A 15,726-nucleotide genomic window follows, 5' to 3' on the forward strand; every position below is an offset into this window, starting at 1 on the left:
TGCACCGGAGATGCCAACGCAACCGAAGGAGAAACGATCATGGGCTTTGTTAAGACGACAGACGGAACCGAAATCTTCTACAAGGACTGGGGCCCGAAGGATGCTCAGCCGATCGTTTTCCACCATGGCTGGCCGCTCTCTTCCGATGACTGGGATGCGCAGATGCTGTTCTTCGTTTCCAAAGGATATCGCGTCGTCGCCCATGACCGCCGCGGACACGGCCGCTCGGCTCAGGTCTCGGAAGGGCACGACATGGATCACTACGCCGCCGACGCCTTTGCGGTCGTCGAAGCGCTAGACCTGAAGAATGCCGTCCATATCGGCCATTCCACCGGTGGCGGCGAAGTTGCCCGTTACGTGGCCAAGCATGGCGAACCATCCGGCCGTGTTGCAAAGGCCGTTCTCGTTTCCGCCGTGCCGCCGCTGATGCTGAAGACCGAGGCCAATCCCGAAGGTCTGCCGATGGAGGTTTTCGACGGCTTCCGCTCAGCGCTTGCCGCAAACCGCGCCCAGTTCTTCCGTGACGTACCGGCCGGCCCGTTCTACGGTTTCAACCGCGATGGCGCGACCGTGCATGAAGGCGTTATCCAGAACTGGTGGCGTCAGGGCATGATGGGCAGTGCAAAGGCCCATTACGACGGTATCAAGGCCTTCTCTGAAACCGACCAGACCGAAGACCTGAAGAATATCAGCGTTCCGACGCTGGTTCTGCACGGCGAAGACGACCAGATCGTTCCGATCGCCGACTCCGCTCACAAGTCGGTCAAGCTGCTGAAAAACGGCACGCTAAAGACCTATCCCGGTTTCTCGCACGGCATGCTGACAGTCAATGCCGATGTACTGAACGCCGATCTCTTGTCCTTCATCAAGGGTTGAGCCTTCTTGCAGAACGGGAATGCGGCCGGTTACTCGGCCGCATTTTTATTTGGGCTAGGTCAAATGGCCCCGCCAGGCGGTGCGATAGGAAGTCAGCTCGGGGATATCCCCCGCCATGAAATGACGCTCTCGCCCGGCAACCGGCTTGATCCCGGTTAGGAGTGCAGCACCCGCACTGGTCCCCGTCGAGCCTTCCATGGCAATGACGTCGGTTGCTGCAAAAGTGGCGAGTGCCTTCAAATAGAGCGTGTTTCCGGCAAAGGGGCCTTCAACGACAACCGGTCCTCTTCGTTCAACGAGCGAAAGGCAGAATTCTGTCATCAGGCCGAGATAGAGCGAGGCAGTGGCATGTCGCTCCGCCGCTGTTGCATCGCCATCGGCGATCCAGCGTGCCGCCTTTTCCGGAAAGGGGCCGGAGCCGCTGACCACGCTCGGCAGCAGCATCATTCCTTTTTCGATAACCGCGCCGAGCGCGGCTTCAATCTCGTGGATTGTCGCTGGTCCGAATTGCTGCGCCAGCATCTCATATTCCCTGCCGCCCATGAAGCGGGAGGAAGGAACGGGTCGCCCGAGGGCATCGACATTCAAAAGCGTATCGCGGCCGGGATCCAGTGCATCCGCCTTGCCGCCAATCGCGAAATTCACCACCCAGGTGCCTGTGGAAACGACGGAAAAATCTCCGTTGCGGCGAAGAAGGTGCGGCAGGAGTGAGGCATTGGAATCATGGATGCCGCAATAGACCGGCAGATTCGCAGACAGCCCGGTTTCATGTGCCAGCGATGGGCGGATCGTTCCCAGCACATCGAAAGCGGAGCGGACAGGCGCCATCAGATGCTCGATACCGAGACGCTCGACCAGCGAGGAAAAGCTCTTTAGGCGCGGGTTCCATAGGTCCGTGTGGCACCCAAGCGAGGTCGTTTCGGTTGCCTGAACGCCGGTCAGCCGCCCTGCCCAATATTGCGGGTAAGTGACGATGTCGCGCACCCTGGCGAACTCGTCCGCAAAGGCAGTTTTCTGGAAATGGATTTGTGCACCGAGGTTCAGTCCTGCAGGAAGCTGCGGCGAGCCGGTCTCTGCGAAATCGGGCCTGATCCCGCGATAGGCCTGCGGAACGGGTTCTGGGTAAGCGTGCTCGTAATCAAGCACCGGCATGGCAAGGTCGCCGTTTCCATCGAGAAGCGCTGCTGAAGCGCCATGGGTGGTGATGGAAATCGCGTCGAAACCCGGCTCTTGGCCAAACCGCTGAAGAGCGGCAAGAATGAAGTGCCAGAGCATCTCCACATCGTAATGCGGGTAGGGGCCATCGCGGAGAACGGGGTTCGTCCGCTTCTCGCCGGCAATTTCCTCGCCGCTGCCGGTGTCGATGACGACCACCTTGACGTTGGTCTTGCCGATATCGATGACCGCGACCCGGCTTGGTCTGATGCTGTCGCTCATGGCAGATGGAACACCGTCACCAGGTCTTTTACAACGGGTGAATTATCGGGATTGCTCTCCATGATATCAGCCATATGCGCCCACCATTTCTTCATCACGGGGTGTTCGGGCAAAGCCGCCATGCTGTGGGTCTTCGGCCGCGTCAGCACGCCGAAGAGAATGTTGGTTTCCGGGTCTAGATGGATGGAGTAGTCGCTGACACCCGCGTCGTGCAGCAGCGCCACCAGCTCAGGCCATATCTCGTCGTGGCGCTTTTTGTATTCGGCCTCCTTGCCGGCGAAGAGTTTCATCTTGAAGGCGTGTTTTTCGAGTTCCGGCATGGCTCAGCCTTTCATGGCTCGAAGGCGACGGACGACGATGGGGATGGCGATGGTAACGATGAGCAGCAGGCCAACGAAGATCGACATGACGATCCCGGGCACGTTCAGAAGCCCCAGCCCGAAAGTGACAAGGCCCATGACGAAGGCGGCGATGACGACGCCCGCAATCGTGCCGGAGCCGCCGAGAATGGAAACACCGCCCAGCACCACCATGGTCACCACTTCAAGCTCCCAGCCCTGAGCGATTGACGGGCGCGTGGAGCCGAGCCGCGAGGTGAGGCAGACGGCGGCAATGCCGCTCATCAGGCCGGCGAGCAGAAAGAGGATGAACTTCACGCGCTCGACGGGAATGCCGGAGAAGCGGGCGGCGAAGGGGTTGGTGCCGATGACATAAACCTGCCGGCCGAAATTGGTTGCGTGCAGCAAAATGGCGAAGAGGACAGCCATGATGACGAATAGCACAAATTCGAATGAGATCACCCAGAACACGTAGCCTTGACCGAAATAGGCGAAATCCGCCGGATATTTGCCATAGGCCTGATCACCCAGCACCATATAGGAAATGCCGCGAAACAGGCTCATGGTGCCGATGGTGACGACGATGGAGGGCAGTTTCAGCCCCGCGACCAGAAAGCCGTTGAAGGCGCCGCAGAAAAGCCCGGTACCAATGCCGATGGCGACGAGGCCGGGCGTGCCGACACCCATCTGCACCGCCGCTCCCATGGCAGTGGAGGCGAGCGCGATGATGGCGGCGACTGACAGGTCGATTTCACCGGCGATGATCAGAAGCGCCATGGCAAAGGCGATGATCGCCTTTTCGGTGAAGTTGAAGGTCGCATCGGAAAGATTCCAGGCATTGAGGAAATAGGGCGAGGCAAGCGAATTAGCGATGAAGATCAGGATCGCAACGCCAAGCAGCAACACTTCCCAACTGGCCATGATACGGCTGAGCGGTGTGCCGAGTTTATCGGGAATGACGCGCGGTGCCTGTGACGATTGGGAATTAGTGCTCATGCGGATGCTTCCTTGCCATGGTCTGCGGCGGCCCGGTCGCGCAGGATGATGCGACCCTTTCTGGCTTCAGCGCGGGCGTTAAAGACAACGGCGAGCACAATGACCACGCCCGAAATCGCCATCTGCGCGAAGGGTGAGATGCCGATGACGGGCAGCGCGTTCTTGATGACACCGAGGAACAGCGCGCGAAGCACCGCTCCGGCCACCGAGCCGATACCGCCGGCAATCGAGATGCCGCCAATCACGTTGGCCGCGACGCTGTCCAGTTCGAAACCGGCGGCGATATCCACATAGGCGACGGCGTAACGCGACACCCAGAGATAGCTTGCGAGACCGGCGAGCGCGCCCGACAGCACGAAGGCGAAGAACCGGGTGCGGCCGACATCGATGCCGGCATAGACAGCAGCACCCGGATTGCCGCCGGAGGCGTAAGCGGAGCGACCGAAGGAGCTTCGGGTGAGCACCAGCCAGGCCCCGGCGATGATGAGAATGGCGACCCAGGACAGAACCGGCATGCCGAGGATCATCGTGCGCGGCACGTTGAGGAAAGTGGGGGATAGCTGGTGCGCATTCACCCAGCCGCCGCCCGAAAGCACGAAGGCCATGCCGCGATAGATGGTGAGTGTACCAAGCGTGACGACGATGGGCGGAATGCCGAGCCACCAGACCAGAACGCCGTTGAGCGAGCCGAGAAACGCGCCGATGCCGACAGCCATGACGATAAGAAGCGGCAGCGGAATGCCCGGAAAGGCAGCGTTGGTCATCGCCACCGCCATACCGGTAAAGGCAAGATTGGCTGCGACCGAAAGGTCTATGGATTTTGTAAGGATGACCGCCATCTGGCCCAGCGCCAAAATGATGAGAATGGAGGTATCGTTGAAGATGTTGACGAGATTGCCGGGCCGGCCGAAGCCGGGGGCGCGCATCGCAAAACCGGCGATCATGACGATGATGATACCCGCCAGCAGCCATTCGCGGTTTTTGAGTAGACGTTGCATGTTAGCCCCTCTCAGGCATTGCCGGTGGCGGCGCGCACCAGCTTTTCCGGGGAAAAATCGGCGCGTTCGAACTGGCCCGCCATCAGGCCTTCGCGCATGACGATGGCGCGGTCGGACATGCCGAGGATTTCGGGAAGTTCGGACGAGATCATGATGATCGACAGGCCTTCGGCCGCGAGCTCGCTGATGAAGCCGTGCACCGCTGCCTTGGAGCCGATATCGATGCCCTTTGTCGGCTCATCGAGGATGATGACCTTTGGCTGGGTGGCGAGCCATTTGCCGATCACCACCTTCTGCTGGTTGCCGCCTGAAAGTGTACCGACCGGCACCGAAAGGGCGGCGGCGCGCAGATCGAGCCGCGAGGCATATTTGCGCGCAAGCGCGAATTCGTTGGCGGCGGCCAGAAAGCCCTTGCGCGAGGTGCGTGTGACTGAAGGCAGCGACATGTTCTGGTAGATCGGCATGTCGAGCGCCAGACCGTGGCGGCCGCGTTCCTCCGGCACGTAGACGATACCGGCGCGGATGGCATCTTCCGGCGAGCGGATTGTGATGGGTTGGCCGTTCAACATCACTTCACCCGATGCCGGGCGGGTGATGCCGAACAGCGACTGGCAAAGCTCCGAACGCCCGGCGCCGATCAGCCCGTAAAGGCCAAGAATTTCGCCCTTGCGTAACTCGAGAGAGATATCGCGAAACTCGGTCTGATGAGAGTAATCGCGGACTGAAAGAACCGTGGGACCCAGCGTAACAGCCTGCTTTGGAAAGGCATTCGTTACATCACGGCCAACCATCAGCCGAACGATTTCATCCTGCGGGGTGGTCGTGAGCGTGCCGGCGCCCACCATCCTGCCGTCCCGGAAGACGGCATAGTTTTCCGCAATCTCATAGACCTCATCGAATTTGTGGCTGATGAAGAGAATAGCCTTGCCCTGCCGCTTCAGGTTTTCGACGATGCGGAAGAGATCATCGATTTCCTTGCGCGAAAGGGCGGCGGTCGGTTCGTCCATGATGACGATGCGCGCCTCGACCGACAGGGCGCGGGCAATGGCGACGAGGTGGCGCTGTGCGATCGACAGGTCTTTCAGCCGGATCGTCGGATCGATGGCGCTTTCGAGCTGTTCAAGCAGAATTCTGGCACGCGTATTGATGGTCTTCCAGTCGATCAGGCCGAGACGGCCCTTCGGGGCATGGCCGAGAAAGATGTTTTCACCGACGGAAAGCTCATCGAACAGCACGGTTTCCTGATGAATGGCCGTTACGCCGGCATCGATGGCATCCTGTGCGCTGTGAAAATTGACGGGCTGGCCGTCGAGAAGGATGTCGCCCTCGTTCGGGCGGTAAATGCCGGTGAGGATCTTGACGAGCGTGGATTTGCCCGCGCCGTTTTCGCCGATCAAGGCGGTGACCTTGCCGGGGTAAAGCGCAATATCGACGCTATCAAGCGCTTTCACGCCAGGGAATATCTGGCTGATGCCGCGCATTTCCAGAATGGGCGTGGGGCTGGGGGCTTCTGCAGCGTTTAGGATTTGGGTTTCAGCGCGCATCGTCAGGTCTTACCGGTCGGTTTTGAGTGAAGTGATTGGGGCCACCCCCTCTGCCCTGCCGGGCATCTCCCCCTCAAGGGGGGAGATCGGCAAGCGGATAGCACCCCGCGTTATGAATCGAGCGGGTGCGGCATATCGATCTCCCCCTTGAGGGGGAGATGCCCGGCAGGGCAGAGGGGGGTAACCCTCCGCCCTCGGTCAGCAACTTCTCAGATCAAAAAATCTTCGAAAACTGATCGATATTCTTCGCGTCATAAACAAACGGATCAGCCATCGCCGCTTCGCTGTTTTCACCAACCTTGATCTTGCCCATACGGCCGGCTTCAATTTCCGAACCCGGCTTGCCGTCGGTTTCGCCCTTCACGAGGCGATAGGCGATCTGGGTGGCGGAATAGCCGAGGTCGATGGGGTTCCAGATGGCGAATTCCTTGGTCGCGCCCGACTTGATGGCGCCGGCCATTTCGGAAGGCAGGCCAAGACCGGTGACATAGACCTGACCGATCTTGCCGGCATCCTTCACGGCCTGCGAAGCGGCGAGAACGCCGACCGTCGTTGGCGCGACGATGACCTTCACATTCGGCTGCGAGGAGAGAAGGCCCTGAGCTTCGCGGTAGCTCTTGTCGGCGAGGTCGTCGCCATAGACCGTCGTGACGAGGTTGAGGCCAGGGAAGTCCTTCAGCTGCTTCTTCATCTCATCGATCCAGATGTTCTGGTTCGTGGACGTGGTGGTGGCCGAAAGAATGGCGAAATCGCCCTTGCCGCCTTCCAGATGCGATGCTGCGAGCTGCAGGCACATTTTGCCGATCAGCGCGTTGGACGAGGGGTTGAGCTGAAGAATGCGTCCTTCGGGCGCAACGCCGGAATCCCAGGAAATCACCTTGATGCCGCGCTGCGCCGCCTTCTTCAGCGCCGGAACCACGGCGTCGGGATCGTTGGCGGAAATGGCGATGGCGTCGACGCCCTGCGCGATCAGCGAATTGATGACTTCGATCTGGCCTTCCGCCGTTGTGCTGGTCGGGCCGGTATAGATGATCTCGACTCCGCCGAGGTCCTTTGCGGCTTCCTGTGCGCCCTTGTTGGCGGCTTCGAAAAAGCCGTTGCCAAGCGATTTCACCACCAGCGCGATCTTCACGTCGGCGGCCTGTGCAACGCCGCCGAGGCCGGCTACGGAGAGTGCCGCGCCGAGCGCGAGTACGCTCGTTAATGTTCTGCGTGTAAGTTTCATGTCCCTTTTCCTCCCGTTTTTGAACCTTGCAACTTCCCTGCCGGCGCTCCTCAAGCGACCGACGAAGAATTCTCCTCATCCGGCGGACCGGCCGTTTTCGCGTCCGCCACGGCGCCGGCGATCAGCAGCTCTACCCCGGCATCTTCCACCATCCTTGCCGCCTCGTCAGAAATCCCGTCATCGGTGATGATGGTCGAGACGTTCTCGAGCGGGCAGAGAATGAGGCTGGACCGTTTCCTGAATTTCGAGGAATCGACCATCACGATCAGCTCTTCCGCCTGCCGCATCAGCTTCTGCTCGCTCTGTATGACCAGCGCGTCGGATTCCATGATGCCGAGCGCACCCACGCCCTGCGCCCCGAGAAAAATCCGCCGTGCATAGAAGTTGCGGATTGCGTCATTCTCGAAGGGTGACAGGATCAGGCTCTGGTCACGATAGATCGCGCCACCCGGCACGCTGACATTGCATTTGGAATGCTTGACCAGATGCTCGGCGATGGCGAAGGAATTGGTCATCACCTGCAGGCGGCGCGCCGCCATGTAATGCACCATCTGGAATGTCGTGGTGCCGCCATTCAGGATGATCGCATCGCCATCATTGCAGAGATCGACCGCCTTGCGCGCAATTGCGCGTTTCTTGTCGATGTTGACCGATTCGGACACGCGGAATGGCCGCGCGGCCAGATTGCCGAGCTGCGGCGGATGCACCGCTTCCGCACCGCCGCGCACGCGCCGCAACTTGCCCTGCACGTGCAGGGACGCAATATCCCGCCGAATGGTCGCTTCCGACGCATCCGTCAATTCCGCAATATCCTGCACCGTCACCACAGGTTTTTCCTGTATGGCGCTCAAGATGATGCGATGGCGTTCGCGTTCGTGCATTTGGTCCTCCTGATCGTGATTATTCGCAATCTCTTTACGTTGTCAATCAACAACGATCAAATTAATCAATATCGCGCTGCAACATGGAAATTTATGATCGTTTTTGATTGACATTGGGCTTTTTGATGCGCGATACCTGCCGTTAAAGGAGGCGGACCGGTGTCGGTTCGCGAATGAAGACCATGTGGGAGGAAGACATGACGGGAACATCCCGCCTTCTCGAAAGCCGTTGGGACGACGCTTATGCCAGGACGCTCGATGAGCCGGGAAAGCTTCTTTACCGCTCCAACCTGCTCGGTGCCGACAAGCGCATCACCAATTACGGCGGCGGGAACACATCAGCAAAGGTGCTTGAAGCCGATCCCCTGACGGGCGAGAAGGTCCGCGTCATGTGGGTGAAAGGCTCCGGCGGCGATGTCGGCACCATCAAGCTCGATGGTTTTGCAACGCTTTATCTCGACAAGCTGGAAGCGCTGAAAGGCATTTACAAGGGTGTTCAGGATGAGGACCGCATGGTCGGCTTCCTGCCGCATTGCACCTTCAACCTCAATCCGCGCGCGGCCTCCATAGATACGCCGCTGCACGGTTTCGTGCCTTATGATCATGTCGACCATATGCATCCCGATGCGATCATCGCTATCGCCGCCTCGAAAAACTCGAAGGAATTGACGCAGCAGATTTTCGGCGACGACATCGGTTGGCTGCCCTGGCGTCGCCCCGGTTTCCAGCTGGGCCTCGATCTGGAAGCTTTCGTCAAGGCCAATCCGAAAGCCAAGGGCGTCGTGCTGGAAAGCCACGGCCTCTTCACCTGGGATAACGACGCCAAGGCGTGTTACGAACTGACGCTCGCCATCATCAACAAGGCCATCGAATGGTTTGCGGGAAAGACCGAAGGCAAGGTGATCTTCGGCGGGGCAGTGGCCAAAAGCCTGCCGGTTGCAGAACGTCGGGCCATCGCCGCCCGGTTGATGCCGGAAATCCGTGGCCGCATCGGCCGTGAAGAACGCAAGCTCGGCCATTTTGACGATCAGGATGCCGTTCTGGAATTCGTCAATTCGAAGGATTTGAAACCGCTCGGTGCGCTGGGCACATCCTGCCCGGACCATTTCCTGCGCACGAAAATTCGTCCGCTGATCCTTGATCTCGATACCGCAAATCCAGATGTGGATGCGCTGACGGCCAGCCTAGACAAGGCGCTGGAGGACTATCGCGCGGATTACACGCGCTATTATGAAGCTTGCCGCCACGATAATTCGCCAAAAATGCGTGATCCGAACCCGGTGATATTCCTCATCCCCGGCGTCGGCATGTTGTCTTTCGCTAAAGACAAGGCCACGGCCCGCATCGCCGGCGAATTTTATGTCAACGCCATTAATGTCATGCGTGGCGCGTCCACCGTGTCGGAATATCAGGGTCTTCCCGAGCAGGAAGCCTTCGATATCGAATATTGGCTGCTGGAAGAAGCGAAGCTGCAGCGCATGCCGAAGCCGAAGAGCCTTGCGGGCCGCGTGGCCTTCGTTACGGGCGGCGCCGGCGGTATCGGCCGGGCGACGGCGGAGCGGCTGGCGGGCGAGGGTGCCTGTGTGGTGCTAGCCGATATCGACGAAGCGGCACTGGAGGCTGCGAAGGGCGATTTCGTCAACCGGTACAGCGCGGATGCGGTGCGTACCGTCAAGCTTGACGTGACGCAGGAGAATGCAGTGATTTCCGCCTTCGCGGAAGCGAGTGTGGAATTCGGAGGCGTGGATATCCTCGTTTCCAATGCCGGCATCGCTTCTTCCGCTCCGGTGGAAGATACGACGCTTGCCATGTGGAACAAAAATATCGACATTCTCGCGACAGGCTATTTCCTCGTTTCGCGAGAAGCATTCCGGCTGCTGCGGCGCCAGAATCTCGGCGGCAACGTCGTTTTTGTCGCTTCCAAAAATGGCCTCGCCTCTTCGCCCAATGCCTCGGCCTATTGCACCGCGAAGGCGGCAGAAATTCATCTCGCTCGTTGCCTTGCGCTTGAGGGGGCGGAGGCCGGCATTCGCGTCAACACCGTCAATCCCGATGCCGTGCTGCGCGGTTCGAAGATCTGGAGCGGCGAATGGCGCGAGCAGCGCGCGGCCTCTTCCAAGATCGAAGTGACCGATCTGGAGGAACATTACCGCAAGCGCTCCATGCTAAAACTCAATGTCTTTCCGGAAGATATCGCCGAGGCGATCTACTTCCTGGCGTCCGACGCCTCCGCAAAGTCCACCGGCAACATCATCAATGTCGATGCGGGTAATGCGCAGAGTTTTACGCGGTAGAAATTTCTCCACGTCTTACCTCCGTCACTCCGGCCTTGAGCCGGAATAACGGAGCTGGGGCGATGAACTAGCATGCACTGGACCGATTCCGGGGAGGAAGAGATGACCGAGACGACAATCGCCGCCGATGTGATCGCGGCTGAAAACGAAAAGCGCGCTGCTGCTTTGAAGGACGATTATCAGGCGCTTGGCAACCAGCTCGCGCGCCGCAATATCGATATCGAGGCCGTCACAACCAGGGTCGCCGAATTTTTCGTTGCCGTGCCCTCCTGGGGCGTCGGCACCGGCGGAACCCGTTTTGCCCGTTTTCCCGGCGCGGGCGAACCGCGCGGCATTTTCGACAAGCTCGATGACTGCGCCGTCATCAACCAGCTGACGCGGGCGACGCCCAATGTTTCACTTCATATTCCGTGGGACAAGGAAGACCCGAAACGCCTGAAAGCCCATGCGGATGCGCTGGGTCTCGGCTTCGACGCCATGAACTCCAACACGTTTTCGGATGCTCCGGGCCAGAGCCATTCCTACAAATACGGCTCGCTCAGCCACACCGACGCCGCCCCACGCCGGCAGGCGGTGGAACACAATCTCGAATGTATCGAAATCGGTAGGGCCATCGGCTCCAAGGCCCTGACGGTCTGGGTGGGTGATGGCTCCAACTTCCCCGGACAGAGCAATTTCACCAGAAGTTTCGAGCGTTATCTCGCCGCAATGGCCGACATCTACAAGGCGCTGCCCGATGACTGGCGCATCTTTTCCGAACACAAGATGTATGAGCCGGCCTTTTATTCCACCGTCGTGCAGGATTGGGGCACCAATTATCTTATCGCCAACGCGCTCGGCGACAAGGCCTTCTGCCTCGTTGATCTTGGTCACCATGCGCCCAACACCAATATCGAAATGATCGTCGCCCGGCTGATACAGTTCGGCAAGCTCGGTGGTTTCCACTTCAACGACAGCAAATATGGCGATGACGATCTGGATGCCGGCTCAATCGACCCTTACCGCCTGTTCCTGGTTTTCAACGAACTTGTCGACGCCGAACACCGCGGGGTGAAGGGTTTCCATCCCGCCCACATGATCGATCAGTCGCATAATGTGACGGACCCGATCGAAAGCCTGATCTCCAGCGCCAACGAAATCCGTCGCGCCTATGCGCAGGCGCTGCTGGTGGATCGTGTGGCTCTTGACGGCTACCAGCAGGACAATGATGCGTTGATGGCTTCAGATGTGCTGAAGCGGGCCTACCGCACCGATGTCGAACCCATTCTCGCTCAGGCGCGGCAACTGGCAGGCGGTGCGATTGATCCGATTGCGGCCTATCGGGCAAGCGGCTATCGCAAGCAGGTTGCGGCGAAGCGCCCGGCTTCGGTTGGCGGCAGCGGCGGGATTGTGTAAATTCGGTGTCGTTGGAACAGGGGGGAGCCGAGGCTGACTACACACCTTGCCTCTATCTCGACGTCATCCCCGGCATTGCGCCGAGGATCTGCCTGCTTCGCATAAAATCGATCGGTAATAGATGCTCGGGAGAGGCCCGAGCATGACGACGGTGAAGGTGTTGGTCACGAAGCGCCCCCGCCCGCTGCGCCTTCACGACGTCCCAGAAGGCGATTGTCGGCGCACCTGAAACGTATGTTCGGGCCCGGGAAACGCCCCTGCGCGAACCTCATCGGCATAGGCCGCCGCCGCTTCGGAGATCGTCGGGCCCAGATCGGCGAAACGCTTGACGAATTTCGGTTTGAAGTCGGTGAAGAGGCCGAGCATGTCGTCGGAAACCAGCACCTGCCCGTCACAGGCTGGCGATGCGCCGATGCCAACGGTGGGCGCGGCAAGTTTTTCCGTCAGCTCGCGGGCCAGCGGCTCGACTGTGCCTTCTACGACGATGGCGAAGGCGCCCGCCTGATCCACCGCAATCGCGTCACGCCAGATCTTTTGCGTTTCAGCATCAGAATGCCCCAGCGAGCGGAAGCCGCCGGCCGTGTGAACAAGCTGCGGCATCAGACCGACATGGCCGAAGACGGGAATGCCGCGGGCTACCAGGAAGGCGATGGTTTCTGCCATTTCCTCGCCTCCCTCCAGCTTCACGCCGTCGCAGCCGGTTTCCTGCATCAGCCGCGCCGCGTTGCGGAAGGCCTGTTCCTTGGATTCCTGATAGGTTCCGAAGGGCAGATCAACGATGACGCAGGCATGTTCGACGCCGCGCATGACGGCGCGGCCATGGGCGATCATCATGTCCAGCGTCACGCCGACTGTGGTATCCATGCCGTAGAGCACCATGCCGAGGGAATCGCCGACCAGCAGCAGGTCGCAATGCGGGTCAAGCAGGCGGGCGATCGGTGTGGTATAGGCGGTCAGGCAAACGATGCGCGCCTCGCCCTTCATCTGCCGGATGGAGGCCGTCGTCAGCCGTTTTTGTTTTCCATGGGCGCTCATTGGGCGGCCTTCCTTTTCTCTGTTCTCTCGCGGCCGATGACGCGGTTGTCGAGAAGCCTTGTGCTGCCGAGGCGCACGAACAGCGCCACCAATATTGGCCCTGCCTGCACGGAAGCAACGGGTGCCAGCGTATCGGGATCGCGTACCGCAACGACGTCGGGACATGCCAAAGGCTCGGCGGCGATAAATGTTTCGAGAGCCGCTTCGAACGCGGCGGGGTCATCCAATCCCAGGTCATAAAGCCGTTCCGCCTCGTTCAGCGCCCGCGGAACGATTACGGCGGCGGCGCGTTCCTCGGCGCTCAGATAGACGTTGCGTGAGGAGCAGGCGAGCCCATCCGGCTCCCGCACGGTTGTGACAGGAACGACCCTGACCGGCTGGGCGAGGTCCTCGACCATGCGGCGGATCAACGTTACCTGCTGATAGTCCTTCTCACCGAAATAGGCCGAATCTGGCTGAACAAGATTAAAAAGCTTCGTCACCACCGTTGCGACACCGGCGAAATGCCCCGGCCGAACCGCGCCTTCCAGCTGGCTGCCGAGTTCCGGCAGGTCAACGACGGTTGCCATTGGACGCGGATACATCTCCGAGACTTCGGGCGCGAAAAGAATGTCGACGCCAGCTTCCTCCAGAAGCGCGCTGTCGCGGGCGAGGTCGCGCGGATAGCGGGCCAGATCCTCATTGGCGCCGAATTGCAGCGGATTGACAAAGATGGAAACCACCGTCACGTCGTTTTCTGCCTTCGCCCTGGAAACCAGCGTGAGATGACCGATATGGAGGAAACCCATCGTCGGTACGAAGCCGACGGTTTTGCCGGCGCGGCGAAAGACGGCGATCGCATCGCGCAATTCGGCGACAGTTTTTACAAGGCGCATAAGGTCTCCTCCGGCTTCCCGATCACCCTCCGGCGAAAGGTGCTGGATAGAACGCGATTTGTGAAACGGGGTCAACGCGGTCAAACCCATTATATCGATTAACGGAGTTGGCGATCGACACACCCTGCCTGTCTGGCCTCAGGGCTTGCCGGTCCAGCGCGGGGGACGTTTTTCCGCAAAGGCCAGACGTCCCTCCCGCGCCTCATCACTGCCGCTGACGACGGCGATGGTGCGTTCGGCGAAGACGAGCCGCTCCGCCGATGGCATGTCGCGCATGGCGAGCAGCGCCGCCTTTCCGGCCGCGATGGCACCCGGTGCATTGTGCCGCAGCGTTGCAAGAACCTCTTCGATCAGGCCGTCGAGGCTGGCGAGGGGAACGGCGCGGTTTATGAGCCCGAGACGTGTCGCCTCACTGGCGCTGACCGTGTGGCCGAGATAAGCCATTTCCTGAAGCCCGCCCAATGGAATTTTTGCCAGAAGTTTCGCTGCGACCATGGCGGGGAAAACACCGACCTTCACCTCCGGCAGGCCGAATTTGGCATGATCGGCTGCATAGACGAGATCGCAGGCGGCAACGAGGCCAAGCCCGCCCGCCAGAACCCGGCCATTGATGCGGGCGATGACGGGCCTGTCACAGCCTTCTATGGCGCGCATGACGTCGGCTATAGGGTTCGTGCCTTCCCGGGACAGGAACATGCCGCCCGCACTTTCCTTCAGATCTGCACCCGAACAGAAACTGCGTTCTCCCGCTGCCGTTATCACAACGGCGCGCAGGCCATGGTCGCCGGAGGCTGCGCGGATCGCATGGGTGAGCGCATCGGTCATCGCGGCATTCAGGGCATTATGCACCTCCGGTCGGTTGAGCGTCAGCCACAGAACATCCTTGCGTTTCTCGCTCAACACCTCATTTGCCATGGGCTTCACCCTTCCGTTTCGCGGCGAGAAGTGCCTTGCCGGCACGCGCTGCATTGGACCTGCCCAGATGCCTGCTTATCCAGTCACCGGTTGTCGCCACGGCCATCAGGTCGACGCCGGTTTCTATGCCAAGTCCCGCCAGCAGATAAATGACGTCTTCGGTGGCGACGTTGCCGCTCGCGCCCGGCGCGAAGGGGCAACCGCCCAGCCCGGCGACGGAACTGTCGAACGTCGTTATGCCCTGTTGAAGCGAAGCCAGCACGTTGGCGACGCCCTGTCCGTAGGTATCGTGGAAATGCATGGCGAGTTTTTCAAGCGCGATATGTGCCGAGACCCGCTCGATGATGTTGCGGATCTGGCCCGCCGTGCCGATGCCGATCGTATCACCCAGCGAGATTTCATGGCAGCCGAGCGCAACAAGGGCATCGGCCATCGCCGCCACGTCATCGGGCGCAACTGCTCCGTCATAGGGGCAGCCGGCAATGCAGGAAAGGTAACCGCGCATGCGGATATTTCGCACGGCAGCGGCATCCGCGACATCGCGCAGACGGTCTAGGCTTTCGGCGCGCGAACAGCCGATGTTGTGCTGGCTGAAACCTTCGGAGGCGGACACGAAAACCGCGATTTCCGTGACACCGGCTTCAATGGCAGCTTCGAAACCTCTCATGTTGGGAACAAGCGCCGGATAGGCCGTTCCCGCTCGCCTTTTGAGGCCTCTAAACACCTCTTTCGACCCCGCCATCTGCGGCACTTTTTTGGGTGAGACGAAAGCGCCCGCTTCCACCGTTCTCAGTCCTGCTGCAGCCAGCCGCTCGATCAGCTCGATTTTTGTCGCGGTCGGAACCTCGGTGGTCTCGTTCTGCAAGCCGTCACGTGCGCCAACCTCAACGATCCTGACGGTTCGGGGCAAGCTCATC

General features: G+C 60.1%; 14 protein-coding genes. 3 read left to right on the top strand and 11 right to left on the bottom strand.

The window, feature by feature from the left end; all coding sequences use genetic code 11:
- Positions 1 to 39: 39 nt before the first annotated feature.
- Positions 40 to 876 (top strand): alpha/beta fold hydrolase, encoded by an 837-nt coding sequence (locus EGT36_RS24620; protein WP_125271221.1) that lies wholly within the window; start codon positions 40 to 42, stop codon positions 874 to 876.
- Between the two features lie 54 nt (positions 877 to 930).
- Here the strand turns inward: EGT36_RS24620 and EGT36_RS24625 are convergent, their stop codons facing one another.
- From EGT36_RS24625 to EGT36_RS24660, 7 genes are all read right to left on the bottom strand, one after another.
- Entirely contained in the window at positions 931 to 2,313 is a 1,383-nt protein-coding gene (locus EGT36_RS24625; RefSeq protein WP_125271222.1) for an FGGY-family carbohydrate kinase, read from the bottom strand.
- Positions 2,310 to 2,633, bottom strand: coding sequence for an L-rhamnose mutarotase (gene rhaM, locus EGT36_RS24630; RefSeq protein ID WP_125271223.1), 324 nt, complete (start codon positions 2,631 to 2,633; stop codon positions 2,310 to 2,312). Before rhaM ends, EGT36_RS24625 begins: the two co-directional genes overlap by 4 nt.
- Before the next feature lie 3 nt (positions 2,634 to 2,636).
- On the bottom strand, positions 2,637 to 3,647 hold the full coding sequence (locus EGT36_RS24635; RefSeq protein ID WP_125271224.1) for an ABC transporter permease: 1,011 nt from the start codon (positions 3,645 to 3,647) through the stop codon (positions 2,637 to 2,639).
- Complete coding sequence (locus EGT36_RS24640) at positions 3,644 to 4,645, bottom strand: ABC transporter permease (RefSeq protein WP_125271225.1); 1,002 nt, start codon at positions 4,643 to 4,645, stop codon at positions 3,644 to 3,646. Before EGT36_RS24640 ends, EGT36_RS24635 begins: the two co-directional genes overlap by 4 nt.
- 11 nt (positions 4,646 to 4,656) lie before the next feature.
- Entirely contained in the window at positions 4,657 to 6,189 is a 1,533-nt protein-coding gene (locus EGT36_RS24645) for a sugar ABC transporter ATP-binding protein (protein ID WP_125271226.1), read from the bottom strand.
- A 214-nt stretch (positions 6,190 to 6,403) separates the two neighbouring features.
- Positions 6,404 to 7,414: a rhamnose ABC transporter substrate-binding protein gene (gene rhaS / locus EGT36_RS24655; RefSeq protein ID WP_004445550.1), complete on the bottom strand. Its 1,011-nt coding sequence runs from the start codon at positions 7,412 to 7,414 to the stop codon at positions 6,404 to 6,406.
- A 50-nt stretch (positions 7,415 to 7,464) separates the two neighbouring features.
- Entirely contained in the window at positions 7,465 to 8,295 is an 831-nt protein-coding gene (locus EGT36_RS24660; protein WP_004445548.1) for a DeoR/GlpR family DNA-binding transcription regulator, read from the bottom strand.
- A 197-nt stretch (positions 8,296 to 8,492) separates the two neighbouring features.
- Here EGT36_RS24660 and EGT36_RS24665 point away from each other — a divergent pair, with 197 nt between their 5' ends.
- On the top strand, positions 8,493 to 10,589 hold the full coding sequence (locus EGT36_RS24665) for a bifunctional rhamnulose-1-phosphate aldolase/short-chain dehydrogenase (protein ID WP_125271227.1): 2,097 nt from the start codon (positions 8,493 to 8,495) through the stop codon (positions 10,587 to 10,589).
- A 102-nt stretch (positions 10,590 to 10,691) separates the two neighbouring features.
- The gene (gene rhaI, locus EGT36_RS24670; protein ID WP_125271228.1) at positions 10,692 to 11,984 is read left to right on the top strand and encodes an L-rhamnose catabolism isomerase; all 1,293 of its coding nucleotides are present in this window, start codon (positions 10,692 to 10,694) and stop codon (positions 11,982 to 11,984) included.
- Between the two features lie 192 nt (positions 11,985 to 12,176).
- On the opposite strand, the gene panB is transcribed toward rhaI, so the two are convergent.
- From panB to EGT36_RS24690, 4 genes are all read right to left on the bottom strand, one after another.
- Positions 12,177 to 13,019: a 3-methyl-2-oxobutanoate hydroxymethyltransferase gene (gene panB, locus EGT36_RS24675; RefSeq protein ID WP_035206846.1), complete on the bottom strand. Its 843-nt coding sequence runs from the start codon at positions 13,017 to 13,019 to the stop codon at positions 12,177 to 12,179.
- Positions 13,016 to 13,894 (bottom strand): pantoate--beta-alanine ligase, encoded by an 879-nt coding sequence (gene panC / locus EGT36_RS24680; protein ID WP_125271229.1) that lies wholly within the window; start codon positions 13,892 to 13,894, stop codon positions 13,016 to 13,018. The genes panB and panC overlap by 4 nt, the downstream gene beginning before the upstream one ends.
- A gap of 138 nt (positions 13,895 to 14,032) precedes the next feature.
- Positions 14,033 to 14,809 (bottom strand): enoyl-CoA hydratase-related protein, encoded by a 777-nt coding sequence (locus EGT36_RS24685; protein WP_125271230.1) that lies wholly within the window; start codon positions 14,807 to 14,809, stop codon positions 14,033 to 14,035.
- Positions 14,799 to 15,725: a hydroxymethylglutaryl-CoA lyase gene (locus EGT36_RS24690; RefSeq protein WP_125271231.1), complete on the bottom strand. Its 927-nt coding sequence runs from the start codon at positions 15,723 to 15,725 to the stop codon at positions 14,799 to 14,801. Before EGT36_RS24690 ends, EGT36_RS24685 begins: the two co-directional genes overlap by 11 nt.
- Position 15,726: the final 1 nt, after the last annotated feature.

The organism is Agrobacterium sp. FDAARGOS_525 (assembly GCF_003938925.1).
GTDB classification, from domain to species: Bacteria; Pseudomonadota; Alphaproteobacteria; order Rhizobiales; family Rhizobiaceae; genus Agrobacterium; species Agrobacterium pusense.

Coding starts and splice junctions, on each gene's coding strand:
- panC (WP_125271229.1), bottom strand. CDS start 13,894: ATGCGCCTTGTAAAAACTGTCGCCGAATTGCGCGATGCGATCGCCGTC.
- rhaS (WP_004445550.1), bottom strand. CDS start 7,414: ATGAAACTTACACGCAGAACATTAACGAGCGTACTCGCGCTCGGCGCG.
- rhaI (WP_125271228.1), top strand. CDS start 10,692: ATGACCGAGACGACAATCGCCGCCGATGTGATCGCGGCTGAAAACGAA.
- EGT36_RS24645 (WP_125271226.1), bottom strand. CDS start 6,189: ATGCGCGCTGAAACCCAAATCCTAAACGCTGCAGAAGCCCCCAGCCCC.
- EGT36_RS24685 (WP_125271230.1), bottom strand. CDS start 14,809: ATGGCAAATGAGGTGTTGAGCGAGAAACGCAAGGATGTTCTGTGGCTG.
- EGT36_RS24620 (WP_125271221.1), top strand. CDS start 40: ATGGGCTTTGTTAAGACGACAGACGGAACCGAAATCTTCTACAAGGAC.
- EGT36_RS24665 (WP_125271227.1), top strand. CDS start 8,493: ATGACGGGAACATCCCGCCTTCTCGAAAGCCGTTGGGACGACGCTTAT.
- EGT36_RS24635 (WP_125271224.1), bottom strand. CDS start 3,647: ATGAGCACTAATTCCCAATCGTCACAGGCACCGCGCGTCATTCCCGAT.
- EGT36_RS24690 (WP_125271231.1), bottom strand. CDS start 15,725: ATGAGCTTGCCCCGAACCGTCAGGATCGTTGAGGTTGGCGCACGTGAC.
- rhaM (WP_125271223.1), bottom strand. CDS start 2,633: ATGCCGGAACTCGAAAAACACGCCTTCAAGATGAAACTCTTCGCCGGC.
- EGT36_RS24625 (WP_125271222.1), bottom strand. CDS start 2,313: ATGAGCGACAGCATCAGACCAAGCCGGGTCGCGGTCATCGATATCGGC.
- panB (WP_035206846.1), bottom strand. CDS start 13,019: ATGAGCGCCCATGGAAAACAAAAACGGCTGACGACGGCCTCCATCCGG.
- EGT36_RS24640 (WP_125271225.1), bottom strand. CDS start 4,645: ATGCAACGTCTACTCAAAAACCGCGAATGGCTGCTGGCGGGTATCATC.
- EGT36_RS24660 (WP_004445548.1), bottom strand. CDS start 8,295: ATGCACGAACGCGAACGCCATCGCATCATCTTGAGCGCCATACAGGAA.